Source organism: Staphylococcus sp. IVB6240 (assembly GCF_025558425.1).
Lineage (GTDB): Bacteria > Bacillota > Bacilli > Staphylococcales > Staphylococcaceae > Staphylococcus.
In genome coordinates this window covers 1,533,561-1,549,418 of sequence record NZ_CP094718.1, presented here as the reverse complement: position 1 = coordinate 1,549,418, position 15,858 = coordinate 1,533,561, and the positions used below count along the sequence as shown (strand labels likewise).

Genomic DNA, 15,858 nt, shown 5'->3' with positions numbered 1-15,858 from the left:
ATCACGATGTTCGTTGCTGAAATTGGAGGGATTATATGGAATATTTAACGTTAAACAATGACGTAAAAATGCCTTTAGTAGGATTAGGTACATGGGATTTGAGAGGAGAGACATGTACTTCTCTAGTATCTGAAGCGATACAGTTGGGCTATCGTCTGATTGATACTGCTCAAATGTATGACAATGAAAAAGAAGTAGGGCAAGGGATTGCCAGAACTTCTGTGAACCGTGATGATTTATTTATTACGACAAAGTTAGATGGTCGTTGTAATGGATACAAACAAGCACGTGATGGTATTATACATTCTTTAGACAATTTGAGTTTGGATTATGTTAATCTTCTGTTAGTTCATGAGCCATATTCAAATGATATAGCTATGTACGAAGCTTTGTCAGAGGCATATCATGACGGGAAAGTTAAAGCAATTGGTATTTCCAATTATGATCAGAAGAGATTTGAACAATTTTTGAAAAAAGTTGATATTATTCCAGCAGTCAATCAAGTAGAATGTCATATACAATTTCAAAAGTGGGCCTTACAACAAAAGCTGGGGGCTCATGGGACAGTTATGCAAGCATGGTCACCACTGGGACAAGGAAAGCTTGGTATTGATGAACAACCAGAATTAATTCAACTTGCGGAAAAATATAAGAAATCACCTTCACAAATTGTATTGCGCTTTTTAACACAACGTGGGGTATCAGTGATTCCTAAAACAAAACGTATTGAACGCTTAGAAGAAAATATGTCCATTTTTGATTTTCAATTATTACCTGAAGAAATGAATAGAATTAAATTATTAGATAGAGATGAGACATTATTTTCATGGACAGAGTATTAATTGAGATAATTTGAAAAAATATTTAGGTTTGAGTAGAAATGAATTTTGGTGAAATTACAATATTTCTACTCAAATCCTCTTTTTAATACCATATCCAGCTCCACGACATCAAAATATCTCTGTTCGGTTCACTTGCTATATCTAAAATAAATTATTTTCTGAATGTGTGTTTTGAAAGGTAATTGTAAAGAGCCTTTCTTTTGCCTCTTCTAATGTGTAATCCGTATGGACGACCCAATATTCAATAAATCCAACAATACCACTCGTTGTGTAATGAATATTGTCTAAATCGGGGTCATGATTAATTTTTTTAGAATAGGTTCGCATCGCTTCAATCATACTCTGCTTTAAACTATCGGAAAAATTAACCTGTTTGTTTTCTAATAGTTGTGACAAGATCGGGCGATGATGTTCTACAGCATTTAAGATATTCGTTAAATATTCTTTAGATTCTGCAACACCAATATCGGAAAAGTTTTCAACAACTGGACGACAACTCTCCTCAATATCTACAATAATATCTATTAGAATGGCTTGATATAGATTTTCTTTACTTTCATAGTGTAAATAAAAGGCATTTCTAGAACATTTTGCTGTTTGACATATATCCGTAACAGTAATTTTTTGATATGTTTTTTCTTTTAATAATGTTAATAGGGCAGCCCTCAAATTTTCTTCTACTTTTCTAAATCTCAAATCTTGAATCATATTGTACTCCTTTAAAAATGATAAGTGACACTTTTGCCAGAAGTGTAAATTGACTACGTTATGTTACAAGTGTACAATAACTTACTATAAAATAAAACAAGTATCGTATAAAAGGAGAATAAATATGGCAGAAAATAAAAAGCAAATGATGCTAGGATTAGCTATGTTTGGCGTGCCTGGTCTTAGTATGAGATCTTGGACAGATCCGAAAATAAACTTTGAAAAATACCCTGACTTATCCTATGACATTAAGGCTGCACAATTAGCAGAAAAAGGTAAGTTCCAATTTATGTTCTTCGGTGATTTTCCAGGAACAAAAGAAACGGACAATGGAAAAGCACAAACGATGGGTGTGGATCCATTATTGATTGCGACAGTGATTGCACATAATACAAAACACATTGGGATGGCAATTACAAAAGCAACATCTTGGAATAGTGTTTATGAAATTGCAAGACAGTTTAAATCACTAGACGCGATTAGTAACGGGCGTGCCGCTTGGAATGCGGTAACAGGTGCGAATGGTGTGAGTGCGAGTGCATATGGCGTTAAGCTTTCACCTAGTTTCGATCGTTATGGCAAAGCGTATGAATTTACAGAAGCGGTTCAAACGCTATGGGGAACTTGGGGCGAAGATGCATTAAAACTTGATAAAGAAAATAAAATTTTTGCTGATTATGATGAAGTGGAATCAGTCTCTATTAAAGGGAAATATGTTGAAAGTACAGGTACACTTCCAATCCCCCCTTCAAAACAAGGACAACCTGTTATTTTCCATTCAGGCGGTTCTGGCAATAGTATCGCTTATGCAGGAAAGTATGCAAATGCGATGATTGGAGAAGTTTGGACGATTGAGCAAGGACGAGAAACACGTAATGCGCTAAGACAAACGGCTGTTGAAAATGGTCGTGACCCAGATGAAATTAAATTTATTGCTGGGGTTATGCCTTTAATAGGAGATACGAAGAAAGATGCATTAGAGCGTCATTCACAATTTATTGATGAGCAAACGTTTTATCAAAGAGTTGCTCAAATTGGCTACGCATTAGGTGTACAATTTACAATGGCTGATATTGATAAGCCAATTGATTCCGAAATTTTAGATAATGTTGTTGTGACACCATACAGTGATCCTAGAATTGAAAACATTATAAAAGTTGCGCGTGAAGGTTGGACATTACGTTATGTCATTTACCACTCTGTTATTGACTATCATCCAGCAGCAGTAGGTACAGCAGAAGATATCGCGGATTATTTAACTGAATGGTTTGAACAAGGCGGTGCAGATGGCTTTTGGGTGATGCCGAATGTTTATGAAGTTGACTTACCACGCTTTGTAGATGAAGTGGTACCGATTTTACAAGAACGAGGCATTTTCCATGAAGAGTATGAAGGCGATACATTAAGAGAAAACTTCGGCATACCGTATCAATATGGTCTGAAAAAAGAAGAAAAATAATTTTTATGAGATGTCGCTTTTACACTACAAAAATGTCTTTTTTGGCGTGTGGAAGCAACAAGTATGATAGACAAAACTAAAAAAGTAGTGACATGCTAATTTTAAAAAAAGGAGATGTCACTACTTTTTTGATTAAAATTTAAAATGAATGGCGTTATCTAATTCTTCTTGGGCTTCTTCGAGTGAGATGTCTTGTTGTAACCAATGAAGCACATAGCCAATTACACCATTCATGAAAAAGACTAAGAATGAAGGGTTAATCGGATGTTTCAGTCTTTTAGCTTCACGAGTACTCGCATCAAGTAAGACTTCTACTAAACGTTGAGAGAAGTACCATTGTTCTTGAGATAAGAGAATTTTAATCACAGATTGATGTTCATAAATGGCACTTAAAATATTATCGGTATATTTCTTAGATTCTGCACGACCGATTTGTCTATAATCTTTCACAACAGGTTCACAACTTTCTTCAATGCTTTCTACAATTTCATTGATAATAGTGTCTAATAAATGTTCCTTACTATCATAATGGAGATAAAACGTATTGCGTGAGCATTCTGCCAGTTCACAAATCTCCTTTACTGAGATCGTAGGGAATTTTTTATATTGTAATAAAGTTAAAATAGCTTGTTTGATTTGTTTCTCATTTTTTAGAAATCGTTTGTCCATGATGTGCCCTTTCTATGACATTTTTAAAATTTCGTCACTTATAGGACAGATGTTCATTAAGTGTCCTTGTTGGAGTTAAGTGACAGGTGTAATATACATTTTATAAAACAAAGCGAAGGAGCGCAAATACTATGAAAAGTCGTATTACAGAAATCTTAGGAATTGAAAAACCAATTATTCAAGCACCGATGAACTGGTTAACAGATGGAAAATTCGTAGGCGCTATTAGTAAAGCAGGGGCGTTAGGTGTCATTGGCATTAATGCAGGACAAACAGAACAAGCGCAATCTGTTGAAGAAACAATTGAAAACTTAAGAAGAGAAGTAAGAATTGCTAAAGAAATCACATCAAATCCAATCGGTATGAACGTTGTAACAAGCGTCTCAGGATTTGATGCATATACACAACCAATGCTAGACCTCATGGTTGAAGAGAATGTTGAAGTTGCTATTATGGTCGGTGCATTTTCTAAAGAATGGACACAAAAATTCAAAGAAAAAGGGATTAAAGTTGTATATCGGGGTGAACCAACACCTGAAATTACAGAAGAAGCCATTCAAGGTGGCGTGGATATCATTGTTGCTACTGGATTTGATGAAGGTGGACAAGTACCAACGAAAGTGATTGGTACTTTCTCAATTGTCCCATTATTAGTAGATGTGGCTAAAGGACGCGTACCAGTGATGGCAGCCCGTGGTATTACAGATGAAAGAACCGCATATGCTGCAATGGCACTCGGAGCAGAAGGTATCTTTGTCGGAACAGGTTTTCTAACAGCTGAAGAATCTCGAATGGCAGACAACATTAAACAAGCGGTCATTGATTCAAATGCGCATGACATGTTGTTATATCGTACATTACCGGCATATTATCGTTCACTACCAGGTGAGTTACCAAATAAACTCGTTCAAATGGACCGTGAACATGCAACAAATGAGGACATTTTCAAAGCATCTCGACAAGGATCAGGTATGAGAGACGGCATGATTTTTGGAGATCTTACAAAAGGATATGCATCCGTTGGTCTAGGGATTTCAATGATTCACAAAGTAGAACCTGCAGCAGATATTGTTGATCGTTTAATGACAGGTATTATGAAAGGAGAAAATTAAGATGAATGATTATTTAAATAATGACAATAAAAAAATGAAATTAGCGATGTTTTTAGTCACAGGTTATGGTGGTGAACAATTATCATGGCGTTACGAAGATTCAGATCCTAAAGCATATACGAACGTGAACACATTTATTGAACTTGCAAAATTAGCAGAAAAAGGAAAATTCCATACGTTATTTATTGCAGATACACCCGCAAAAGTAGGGGCTGGCGTAAGTGGTTCAGTAGATCGTAAAACACCGCAATTTGTGATGGAACCAATGACACTATTATCAGCAGTTGCATCTCATACTGAAAAAATTGGTCTTGTTGCGACATACTCAACAACATATAACTTCCCATATAATTTAGCACGTCAATTGAAAGCATTGGATGTGATGAGCGGCGGACGTGCAGGATGGAATGCTGTAACAACAGGTACACGTGAAGTCGCTTATAACTTTGGTAATAATCCACTCCCTGATACGACAACACGCTATGAAATGGCTGATGAGATGATCAACGCTGTTCAATCACTGTGGGGAAGCTTTGGTGAAGATGCGTATATTGCAGACAAAGCTACAGGTGAATTTGTCGAAGATAGCAAGGTGAAACCAGTAAACTATCAAGGTAAATATTTCCAAACTAAAGGACCACTACCAATTCCAGCGAGTCCTCAAGGTCAACCACCATTGTTCCAAGCAGGTCCAAGTCCTGAAGGTATTGAGTTAGCTGGTAAGTTCTCAAGCGGTGTATATGCGAACCCATTTACTATTCAAGAAGCGAGATATTATCGTAACTTATTAAAAGAAAGTGCCGTCAGACATGGTCGTAAAGCTGATGAGATTATGACATTTACTGGTGTGATGGTGGCAGTAGCAGATACGTACGAAGAAGCAATGGAACGTCGTCGAGAATTGTTAGATTATGCATCACCACAAGAATTTGAAGGACAAATGCGTTATCTTTCAGGTATGATTGGCATTAACTTAATGCAATTAGATTGGGAAAAACCATTACCAAAATCAATTCGCGACCAAGCTGTACCGAACCATCATGACCCACGTTCAGCGAATGCCGTGCAATTAATTAAAGAAGGACTCAGTCCACGAGATGTTATTGCAAGAGGTGCGATCTATTACCATCCAGTGGTTGTAGGTACGCCAGAAGATGCGGCAGACTTCTTAGAAAACTGGTTCAAATCAGGTGCGACAGATGGCTTCAACATTGTACCTGATAGTCAAAAAGGTGTGAAAGATATTGTTGAAAAACTGATTCCAGTACTTCAAGAACGTGGTTTATTCCATGAAGACTATGAAGGTTCAACATTACGTGAACATTTAGGTGTAGAAAAACAATACGGTCCAAGAGAATAAAGATTTTATATAAATTTTGAGGAATGCGTTGATATTTTGATACGTATTCCTTTTTTGTATTAGAAAGGTAACATAAGAAGTGAATATTTTTGGTGGATTTTATAATCAACTTAGCCACCTTTAGACAAAAAAACGCCACGTGAATTTCATGTTATTATTGAGGCTACCAGACCAAATCAATAAAGGAATGAATTCACATGACGCATACTTATTCTAACATGACAAACCATAAAGGAACACACTTAAGTTATGAAGAACGTGTTCAAATAGAAACACTTAAAAATTTAGGTTTTTCAAATCGTGCAATAGCGCGTGAATTAGGACGTGCACCTCAAACAATCAATAACGAAATTCATCGAGGAACAACACGTCAAATTAAACGACAAAAACAACAACATAAAGTCTATGAATATGAGACGCAAATTTATTTTTCTTCACTAGGTCAACAACGTTATCGACAAAACAGACAACAATGTGGTGCTCAGCCCTTATGGAAGAAGAACCCATTATTTATGCCATGGGCAGATCACCTCATGAAAAAGAAACGCTGGTCACCTGAAGCAGTCGTGGCATATGCTCACAAGGAACAATGTTTTGAAAGAGAAGAAATCCCTTCAACAACGACAGTATATGCTTGGATAGATCAACAAATCATGGAAACTAAGAATATTGATCTACTAGAAAAATTAAAAAGACGTCACTCTACTCAGAATAGCTACCATAATCATCCACACAGTCGAGTGCTCGGTCCAAGTATTGAGACACGTCCTAGTGAAATTGAATCACGTCAGTCTTTTGGTCACTGGGAAATAGATACCGTAATAGGAACTAAAGACAAGTCAAAGCCAGTTATCTTAACACTTGTTGAGAGACAAACGCGTTTTGAAATACTAGAAATAATAGAAAGTAAAAGTGCTGATGCGGTGTCTCACGCATTGAAAAACTTATTTGACTCCTTAGGCGAAAAAGCACCAAAAATCTTTAAATCTATCACATCTGACAATGGTTCAGAATTTGCATTGCTGTATGAAGAATTTGGCCATATGATAGAAATATACTTCACACATCCATTCTCATCATATGAACGTGGGACAAGTGAAAACCAACATAAAATGATTCGTCGTTTTATTCCAAAAGCACATGATTTATCCAATGTTCAAAAACGCTTCATAAAAGCCATACAACAATATATGAATGACTATCCTAGAAAGACTTTAAATTACAACACAGCTCATCATCAAATGACAGAATGTTTAAAGCACCTCAATCTGTATGGATCTTTCCAAAGCTAAAGTCTTAGCTTTGGTTACCTGTTGAGTATTAATTGATTAAAACCAATCAATCCTCAACAGGTTCGAATACGGTTAACCCTTGTGTACACCTCAGTCATTATAGGTGGCTAACTTAAACTTGAAATTCTCGAAGTGAATATTTTTATAGAAATTACTAGGTGCAGAAAAGTTGGTTTGAAAGTATTTAAAAAGTGGAGGTAATGTATTTTTAAATATGACTCCCACGATAAAATGCCATTATTGACATAATTTGATCGTCGTTTTGAATTTTGTAAAAAAGCCCATAATGACTCATTCGATATCATCATTGATTCGTACGATCTCTTGATAAAGGTTTGCCGATCCACCGAGGATTTTCACATCTGTTTCGGCTATTATATATCTATAGCAAATTAGAGCGATAGACTTTTTATTATAATGCACAGAGAACCTATTACAACTCCAACTCTTTTTTGAAATCTGTATGCGAAAGTGTTTGTGTATCCTGTAGGTATTCTTTATAAGATGCTTCAAATATTTTTTAATCATATTCATCTTCAATTTGATTCATCAATGCTTTTTTCAAGAGTGTAGAGACACTTAGTCCAGATTTTTCGGAGTAATTATTAAATAATGTTTCTTCATCTTTATTAAGTTTTACAGTCATTGTCGTCATAAGGTACATTCCTTTCTGTTATAAATTGTAAAATATTATAATACATGGATGTATTCTTATAAATATGAAATGATTGTTTGTAAGAATTGAGAAATAAGATATTTCAATAAGGAGTGTATCCCATGGAAATGCGACAACCAAAACATTGTAACAACGCACCAAAACAACAAAAATTATTTGATTACGTGAAGCGGCAGATGCTGGACATGAATATGGAAACGGTTGATGTAATATATCTCATGTCACATGGCAAATTGGCTTCTATTTTATGCCATGCACGTAAAGAAGGACAAACGTATCAAGTGGCTTATTTTGCTGAATTTCAAAGTCATAAAAAAGATAGTGATATTAAAACGGTTGAGCAGATGATAGAAAACATGAATGGTAATGATCAGTAAATAAGTGATTGTACGCTCATGATCATATTGTAATAAAACATTTGTCATAAATTTGATAAAATTCACAAATACTATTACGTACTAGTATATATAGAAGGGATTGTGCATTTAAGTAAAATTTATAAATAAAGTTGCTGCTAATATAGAGTGAGATAAAATGGATCATTTAACTATAATATCTTTTAAAATTATAGTGATTGGCAGTACAACAATAACTGATAAAGCGGATGTAAACAAAATATAAATACAAAAGCAGTGGATACAATAAACGAAAAACTTTGTATCTACTGCTTTTTAACGTGTTAGAAAGTGCATCGATTTAAATATTCCCATTAACAAAAAGGAGGAGGAGAACACACGACTAAAAAATGATATTTTGCATATGATATTCAAGTGAAAACTTATGAAAACAGAGTGATTTAGTACGAAAATAAAAAAATAAATATTTTGTCATAATAATTCATTTCATATATTTTTATACAATTATTTTATGTTATTGATTTTATATATAATAATAGGTACATTTAAAATGTATAGGGTACGACTTTATTCTGTAGTATCTATTAAAAAGATTATCAAAGGAGGAAACATATGCTATTTAGACAAAAACATCGCTTTTCCATTCGCAAGTTCACATTTGGTGTTTGTTCAGCACTTTTAGGGACTGCTTTAATTATGGGTGCCGACTCAGCCAAAGCAAGTGAAACAGATGCATCAGCGGAAACACAACCAGCAAATAGCACTTCAGATTCAACGGATGCATCTCCAGAAGATGAAGTAACACCAACAGATTCAGATGCAACAGAGGTAGCAGAATTTGCAGAAGACGCAACTGCCACTGAACCAACTGAGGTGACTGAGCCTACTGAAACAGAAGCACCATCAGAAACATCAGAATCAACTGAAGCATCAACAACTTCAGATGAAACGAATGCAACAGAATCTGCAGACAAAACAGCTGAAACAACTGCGACAGAAGAAAAACAAGCAGTAGAAGAAAAGCCTGCACAAAATGCAGAAACAAGCACTTCATCAGCTACAGAAGAAAAAGCAACAACTGCTCAACCCAAAGCACCTTCACGTGAAGAAGCATTCGCCAAACAAGGTCAACCATTACCAACTGGCACTTATTTACGTGCAGCTGTGGAACCAGTTGCACAAGCTGCACCATCAGGTACACAAGTTACACCAGAAGTAACAGTAACAGGTTCCCATAGAGGTAATAGTGAAACACCTACAATCTATAACAATGAAGATACGACACTTAATTTTTCATTTGGTGATCAACCGTTACACAAGGGTGACTACTTTTACGTTGAAACACAGGATGTACCAGTTCTATTACCAAGATATTTCCGTTGAAGTCAACGGAAACAGATGGTGAAGGACCGATTATTGCGGAAGTAGAACGTGTTAGTTATACAAGTGACTATATAAAAGGAACAGATTCGACAGATCCATCACGTTTTGACTTGAAAAACAAAACATTGACGACAGCCATAATGAAATACAAAGTAACATTCACTGAAAATGTTGAGGGACTTAAAGATGTAAGTGCAACAGTTTCAGGTTCGAAAGGTGAATCAACTTTAGCAGCAACAGAGGATCGCCCTACTCAGTTTAAAGTGAAAGTAAATGATAAAACTGTTTATACAAGTGTTTATCCACAACCACATTGGGATGACGGAAATGCATTGGGATATAAGCGTTATCCAACTAATACTGGGCTTAAAGGTGTCGTAACTGAAGGATTATATGGTTCCGGTGACAGAAATAAAATTGATTATGATACAGGGAACCGAGAAGAATTACATGCTTATATTAGTATGGAAGCCACAGTATATGATAATCGTAGTGATACACCGGGGTCAGATGTTGGATTTTTAACAAATACAATTAGTGAGGGAGATGTACGATTAAATGGCCAAGCGGGTGGCTTACCAAATGGTTTTTTAACGACGATTTCATCCCCAACAGATCCAAATAAAAATACTTATACGTGGGATACAGATAAGATAGAGATTGGTAAACGTTTACCAGTTTACTACATCCCATTTCAAGATGTTATAACAGGAGAGAAACCAGCTAATGCAGATGACGGGAAGTTGTATGTAACGCCTGATAATATGTATTATACTGTTGAAAGCATTTCTGAAGATAAGAGAACAATTACATTACGTTTCCATGGTGACTATACAAAACCAGGTCGTGTTATTCCTACGTTTGGTAATCCGATGGAAGATATTGCCACTGGTAAATCAACACGTTTACCAATCAAGTTTGATAAACCGACTTACAATGAAGAAGTAAGCTATACATTAAGAAAAAATCAAGATGGAAGTCTAGTTTTAGACAAAGATGGTAAACCTATTAAAGACGCAACAACGGACAACTCAATAGTTAAAGTCTCGAAACCAGATGGTTCACCATTAGAAGAATTTGTTTTCGATGCAGAAAGTCAATCTGACTCATATGGTATTGAGAAAGTAATACAGACAGGTGTAGGTGGATTAACTTCACAAGTGACACGTCCTAAATACGATGCAACTGCAACAGGTGTACCTATTGAAACATCAAACCCTGAACAAATTGATAAAGGGACTGTGATTGTTCAATACGTTGATGAGAACGGTAATGTCTTAAAAGAAGAAGTTCAAGATGTGACAGATGCTGAAGTGGATACAGACTATGACACTGTTACTGATAATCGTCCACAAGAAATTACAGTTGGAGACAAAACGTATGAGTTAGTGCCAGCGGGAGACTACGGTGTTGGATCTGTATCTGAACAAGGTAACTTAACAACAAGTAAATTGAGAAATGTCTACGGATCAACGGATGCAGAAGGTACTGAACCTACAGGTACCGTTACGCAAGGTACAAAATATGTTACGTATGTGTATAAAGAAAAACCAGCTGTTGTTAAAGAAGGTACTGTGACAGTTAATTATGAAGATGAAGAAGGTAACGTCATCAAAGATCCAGTTGAAGACACGCCATCATCACCTGTAGATACACCTTACAACACTACAGACAATCGTCCAGAAGAGATTAAAACAGACGACGGTAAAAAGTATGAACGTATCCCTGACAAAACAAAAGGGGCTGAAGAAGGTAACGTTGTAGAAGGTAACACTGATGTCACGTACGTCTACAAAGAAGTAAAAGGTGACGTTATTGTACATTACATCGATACTGAGGGTAATACTATTGCGAAAGATGAAACAGATACACCGTTATCATCTACAGGCACAGCTTATGATACTTCTGATGATCATATGCCACAAACAATCACAAAAGATGGCGTGAAATATGAATTAGTGCCAGCTCTTACTAAAGGTAATGAACAAGGTAAAGTGGTTGAGGGTACAACAGAAGTGACGTATGTCTACAAGAAAGTTGAACAACCAATGGAAGCACCAACAGGTGATGTTATTGTTCACTATGTAGATGAAGAAGGTAATAAAATTGCTGACGATAAAGTAGATACACAAGGAAGCAAAATTGATACACCTTATGATACGACAGACAACCGTCCTGAAGAAATTACAACAAAAGATGGTAAAACGTACAAACGTGTCCCAGAAAAAACAGAAGGTAATGAACAAGGTGAAGTGGTTGAAGGAACAACAGAAGTGACATACGTCTACAAAGAAGTGAAAGGTGATGTCATCGTACATTACATCGACACAGAAGGTAACGTTATCGCAGATGATGCTGTTGATACACCAGAAACATCAACAGGCACAGCTTACGACACTTCAGATGATCATAAACCACAAACAATTACTAAAGATGGTGTGACATATGAATTAGTACCAGTACTTACTAAAGGTAATGAACAAGGTAAAGTGGTTGAGGGTACAACAGAAGTCACATATGTGTACAAGAAAGTTGAAGCGCCTTCTACACCAGAAGATCCAGGTATGCCACCAGAAGAAACACCAAACAAATACATTCCATATATTCCAGAAGATCCAGAAAATCCGAAGTATGATGAAAATGTACCACCGGTAGATCCAAATACAGGAGAACCACTTGAGCCAATCGATTACGATGATACACCTGAGGACCCAAGTGATAATCCACCATTACCAGATATCGACGGTCATATTCCAGTAGATCCAGAGGATCCAACAACACCATTGAAACCGAAAGATCCGAATGATCCAACAAAAGGATATGAACCACCGAAACCGGTAGATCCAAAAGAAGATACACCAGTACCATATGTCCCAGCAGGTATGGTAACAGTTCATTATGTGGATAAAGACGGTAATGTGATCAAGGATCCAACAGTAGATACACCGAAATCACCAGTAGGAACTGAGTACAATACAAATGAAAACGGAGAAGAAATTCCGAAAGAAATTACTAAAAACGGTAAAGTGTATGAGTACGTAAAAGTTAAAGATGGTGACAAAGAAACAGGTAAAGTAGTGAAAGGTAACACAGATGTTACTTATATCTACAAGTTGAAAAAACAACCAGAAGATCCAGGCATGCCACCAGAGGAAACACCAAACAAATACATTCCATATATTCCGGAAGATCCAGAAAATCCGAAGTATGATGAAAATGTACCACCGGTAGATCCAAATACAGGAGAACAACTTGAGCCAATCGATTACGATGATATACCTGAGGACCCAAGTGATAATCCACCATTACCAGATATCGACGGTCATATTCCAGTAGATCCAGAGGATCCAACGAAACCATTGAAACCGAAAGATCCGAACGATCCAACAAAAGGATATGAACCACCGAAACCGGTAGATCCGAAAGAAGATACACCAGTACCATATGTACCAGCAGGTATGGTAACAGTTCACTATGTGGATGAAGACGGTAATGTGATTAAAGATCCAACAGTAGATACACCGAAATCACCAGTAGGAACTGAGTACAATACAAATGAAAACGGAGAAGAAATTCCGAAAGAAATTACTAAAGACGGTAAAGTGTATGAGTACGTAAAAGTTAAAGATGGTGACAAAGAAACAGGTAAAGTAGTGAAAGGTAACACAGATGTTACTTATATCTACAAGTTGAAAAAACAACCAGAAGATCCAGGCATGCCACCAGAGGAAACACCAAACAAATACATTCCATATATTCCGGAAGATCCAGAAAATCCGAAGTATGATGAAAATGTACCACCGGTAGATCCAAATACAGGAGAACCACTTGAGCCAATCGATTACGATGATACACCTGAGGACCCAAGTGATAATCCACCATTACCAGATATCGATGGTCATATTCCAGTAGATCCAGAGGATCCAACGAAGCCATTGAAACCGAAAGATCCGAACGATCCAACAAAAGGATATGAACCACCGAAACCGGTAGATCCGAAAGAAGATACACCAGTACCATATGTACCAGCAGGTATGGTAACAGTTCACTATGTGGATGAAGACGGTAATGTGATTAAAGATCCAACAGTAGATACACCGAAATCACCAGTAGGAACTGAGTACAATACAAATGAAAACGGAGAAGAAATTCCGAAAGAAATTACTAAAGACGGTAAAGTGTATGAGTACGTAAAAGTTAAAGATGGTGACAAAGAAACAGGTAAAGTAGTGAAAGGTAACACAGATGTTACTTATATCTACAAGTTGAAAAAACAACCAGAAGATCCAGGCATGCCACCAGAGGAAACACCAAACAAATACATTCCATATATTCCGGAAGATCCAGAAAATCCGAAGTATGATGAAAATGTACCACCGGTAGATCCAAATACAGGAGAACCACTTGAGCCAATCGATTACGATGATACACCTGAGGACCCAAGTGATAATCCACCGTTACCAGATATCGACGGTCATATTCCAGTAGATCCAGAGGATCCAACGAAACCATTGAAACCGAAAGATCCGAACGATCCAACAAAAGAATATGAACCACCGAAACCGGTAGATCCGAAAGAAGATACACCAGTACCATATGTACCAGCAGGTATGGTAACAGTTCACTATGTGGATGAAGACGGTAATGTGATCAAGGATCCAACAGTGGATACACCAAAATCACCAGTAGGAACTGAGTACAATACAAATGAAAACGGAGAAGAAATTCCGAAAGAAATTACTAAAGACGGTAAAGTAGTGAAAGGTAACACAGATGTTACTTATATCTACAAATTGAAAAAACAACCAGAAAATCCAGGCATGCCACCAGAGGAAACACCAAACAAATACATTCCATATATTCCGGAAGATCCAGAAAATCCGAAATATGATGAAAATGTACCACCGGTAGATCCAAATACAGGTGAGCCAATTGATCCAGTTGATTATGATGATACACCGGAAGATCCAAGTGATAATCCACCATTACCAGATATCGAAGGTCATATTCCAGTAGATCCAGAGGATCCAACGACACCATTGAAGCCGAAAGATCCAAATGATCCAACAAAAGGCTATGAACCACCAAAACCAGTAGATCCGAAGAAAGACACACCAGTCCCATACGTACCAGCAGGCATGGTAACTGTTCACTATGTGGATGAAGACGGTAATGTGATTAAAGATCCAACAGTAGATACACCAAAATCACCAGTCGGAACTGAGTACAATACAAATGAAAACGGAGAAGAAATTCCGAAAGAAATCATTGGTAAAGACGGTAAAATCTATGTACTTGTAAAAGTTAAAGACGGTGACAAAGAAACAGGTAAAGTAGTGAAAGGTAACACAGACGTTACTTATATCTACAAATTGAAAGAACAACCAGGTCAACCAGGTGTGCCAGGAACACCAGGAACACCAGAAGATCCAAGTACACCACCAGTAGATCCGAAAGATGAAGATCCAAATACACCACCAATGGATCCGAAAGATGAAGATCCAAATGTACCACCGATGGATCCGAAAGATGAAGATCCAAATGTACCACCGATGGATCCGAAAGATGAAGATCCAAATGTACCACCGATGGATCCGAAAGATAAAGATCCAAATGTACCACCAATGGATCCGAAAGATGAAGATTCAAATACACCACCAATGGATCCAGGTATGCCAAGTCAACCATCACTAGATCAATCGAATAACATGGAAAAACCATCAAAAGGTTTGACTGATAAAGATGGTAAAGACATGAAACCATCTGATAAGATGACAGAAAAAGAATTGCCTGAAACAGGTAATACGAATAATCCATTCGTAACAACATTCGGATTCTTAACATTATTAGCTGGTATGAAGTTAACAAAACGTAACCGTCGCGAAGAAGACTAATACGAACGCGTTAACTTAACTCAAACGGTAATCTCTCTTAATTGAGGGGTTACCGTTTTTTACTTTTTTAATGTTTATGTATGAGATACTGCTGATAAAATTTGCGT

General features: G+C 36.7%; 11 protein-coding genes. 8 read left to right on the top strand and 3 right to left on the bottom strand.

Annotation, left to right across the window (positions count from 1 at the left end; all coding sequences use genetic code 11):
• Positions 1-35: 35 nt before the first annotated feature.
• Positions 36-842 (top strand): aldo/keto reductase, encoded by an 807-nt coding sequence (locus MUA88_RS07670; RefSeq protein WP_262603560.1) that lies wholly within the window; start codon positions 36-38, stop codon positions 840-842.
• Between the two features lie 141 nt (positions 843-983).
• Here MUA88_RS07670 and MUA88_RS07665 read toward each other — a convergent pair whose 3' ends face one another.
• The gene (locus MUA88_RS07665; protein ID WP_262603559.1) at positions 984-1,550 is read right to left on the bottom strand and encodes a TetR/AcrR family transcriptional regulator; all 567 of its coding nucleotides are present in this window, start codon (positions 1,548-1,550) and stop codon (positions 984-986) included.
• 124 nt (positions 1,551-1,674) lie between these two features.
• On the opposite strand from MUA88_RS07665, the gene MUA88_RS07660 reads away from it, so the two are divergent.
• Complete coding sequence (locus tag MUA88_RS07660) at positions 1,675-3,009, top strand: NtaA/DmoA family FMN-dependent monooxygenase (protein WP_262603558.1); 1,335 nt, start codon at positions 1,675-1,677, stop codon at positions 3,007-3,009.
• Between the two features lie 132 nt (positions 3,010-3,141).
• On the opposite strand, the gene MUA88_RS07655 is transcribed toward MUA88_RS07660, so the two are convergent.
• Positions 3,142-3,678 carry a TetR/AcrR family transcriptional regulator gene (locus MUA88_RS07655; RefSeq protein ID WP_262605336.1) on the bottom strand — a complete coding sequence of 179 codons (537 nt, stop codon included), beginning with the start codon at positions 3,676-3,678 and terminating at the stop codon, positions 3,142-3,144.
• 131 nt (positions 3,679-3,809) lie between these two features.
• Between MUA88_RS07655 and MUA88_RS07650 the strand changes: the two genes are divergently transcribed.
• The 3 genes from MUA88_RS07650 to MUA88_RS07640 all read left to right on the top strand — a co-directional run bounded on the left by MUA88_RS07650 (position 3,810) and on the right by MUA88_RS07640 (position 7,442).
• The gene (locus tag MUA88_RS07650) at positions 3,810-4,790 is read left to right on the top strand and encodes an NAD(P)H-dependent flavin oxidoreductase (RefSeq protein WP_262605335.1); all 981 of its coding nucleotides are present in this window, start codon (positions 3,810-3,812) and stop codon (positions 4,788-4,790) included.
• A gap of 1 nt (position 4,791) precedes the next feature.
• Positions 4,792-6,150 carry an NtaA/DmoA family FMN-dependent monooxygenase gene (locus MUA88_RS07645; protein ID WP_262605334.1) on the top strand — a complete coding sequence of 453 codons (1,359 nt, stop codon included), beginning with the start codon at positions 4,792-4,794 and terminating at the stop codon, positions 6,148-6,150.
• Positions 6,151-6,347: 197 nt separating this feature from the next.
• Entirely contained in the window at positions 6,348-7,442 is a 1,095-nt protein-coding gene (locus tag MUA88_RS07640; protein WP_481906600.1) for an IS30 family transposase, read from the top strand.
• A gap of 520 nt (positions 7,443-7,962) precedes the next feature.
• On the opposite strand, the gene relB is transcribed toward MUA88_RS07640, so the two are convergent.
• Positions 7,963-8,097: a type II toxin-antitoxin system RelB family antitoxin gene (relB, locus tag MUA88_RS07635; protein WP_262603554.1), complete on the bottom strand. Its 135-nt coding sequence runs from the start codon at positions 8,095-8,097 to the stop codon at positions 7,963-7,965.
• A 122-nt stretch (positions 8,098-8,219) separates the two neighbouring features.
• On the opposite strand from relB, the gene MUA88_RS07630 reads away from it, so the two are divergent.
• The 3 genes from MUA88_RS07630 to MUA88_RS07620 all read left to right on the top strand — a co-directional run bounded on the left by MUA88_RS07630 (position 8,220) and on the right by MUA88_RS07620 (position 15,751).
• Entirely contained in the window at positions 8,220-8,495 is a 276-nt protein-coding gene (locus MUA88_RS07630; RefSeq protein WP_262603553.1) for a hypothetical protein, read from the top strand.
• A 591-nt stretch (positions 8,496-9,086) separates the two neighbouring features.
• Positions 9,087-9,857: a YSIRK-type signal peptide-containing protein gene (locus MUA88_RS07625; protein WP_262605332.1), complete on the top strand. Its 771-nt coding sequence runs from the start codon at positions 9,087-9,089 to the stop codon at positions 9,855-9,857.
• Positions 9,854-15,751 carry a MucBP domain-containing protein gene (locus MUA88_RS07620; RefSeq protein WP_262605331.1) on the top strand — a complete coding sequence of 1,966 codons (5,898 nt, stop codon included), beginning with the start codon at positions 9,854-9,856 and terminating at the stop codon, positions 15,749-15,751. The genes MUA88_RS07625 and MUA88_RS07620 overlap by 4 nt, the downstream gene beginning before the upstream one ends.
• The last annotated feature ends 107 nt before the right edge of the window (positions 15,752-15,858 follow it).

Excerpts from the sequence above, each read along its gene's own strand:
- MUA88_RS07625 (WP_262605332.1), top strand. The coding sequence starts at position 9,087 with ATGCTATTTAGACAAAAACATCGCTTTTCCATTCGCAAGTTCACATTT.
- MUA88_RS07655 (WP_262605336.1), bottom strand. The coding sequence starts at position 3,678 with ATGGACAAACGATTTCTAAAAAATGAGAAACAAATCAAACAAGCTATT.
- MUA88_RS07665 (WP_262603559.1), bottom strand. The coding sequence starts at position 1,550 with ATGATTCAAGATTTGAGATTTAGAAAAGTAGAAGAAAATTTGAGGGCT.
- MUA88_RS07645 (WP_262605334.1), top strand. The coding sequence starts at position 4,792 with ATGAATGATTATTTAAATAATGACAATAAAAAAATGAAATTAGCGATG.
- MUA88_RS07640 (WP_481906600.1), top strand. The coding sequence starts at position 6,348 with ATGACGCATACTTATTCTAACATGACAAACCATAAAGGAACACACTTA.
- MUA88_RS07670 (WP_262603560.1), top strand. The coding sequence starts at position 36 with ATGGAATATTTAACGTTAAACAATGACGTAAAAATGCCTTTAGTAGGA.
- relB (WP_262603554.1), bottom strand. The coding sequence starts at position 8,097 with ATGACGACAATGACTGTAAAACTTAATAAAGATGAAGAAACATTATTT.
- MUA88_RS07630 (WP_262603553.1), top strand. The coding sequence starts at position 8,220 with ATGGAAATGCGACAACCAAAACATTGTAACAACGCACCAAAACAACAA.
- MUA88_RS07650 (WP_262605335.1), top strand. The coding sequence starts at position 3,810 with ATGAAAAGTCGTATTACAGAAATCTTAGGAATTGAAAAACCAATTATT.
- MUA88_RS07660 (WP_262603558.1), top strand. The coding sequence starts at position 1,675 with ATGGCAGAAAATAAAAAGCAAATGATGCTAGGATTAGCTATGTTTGGC.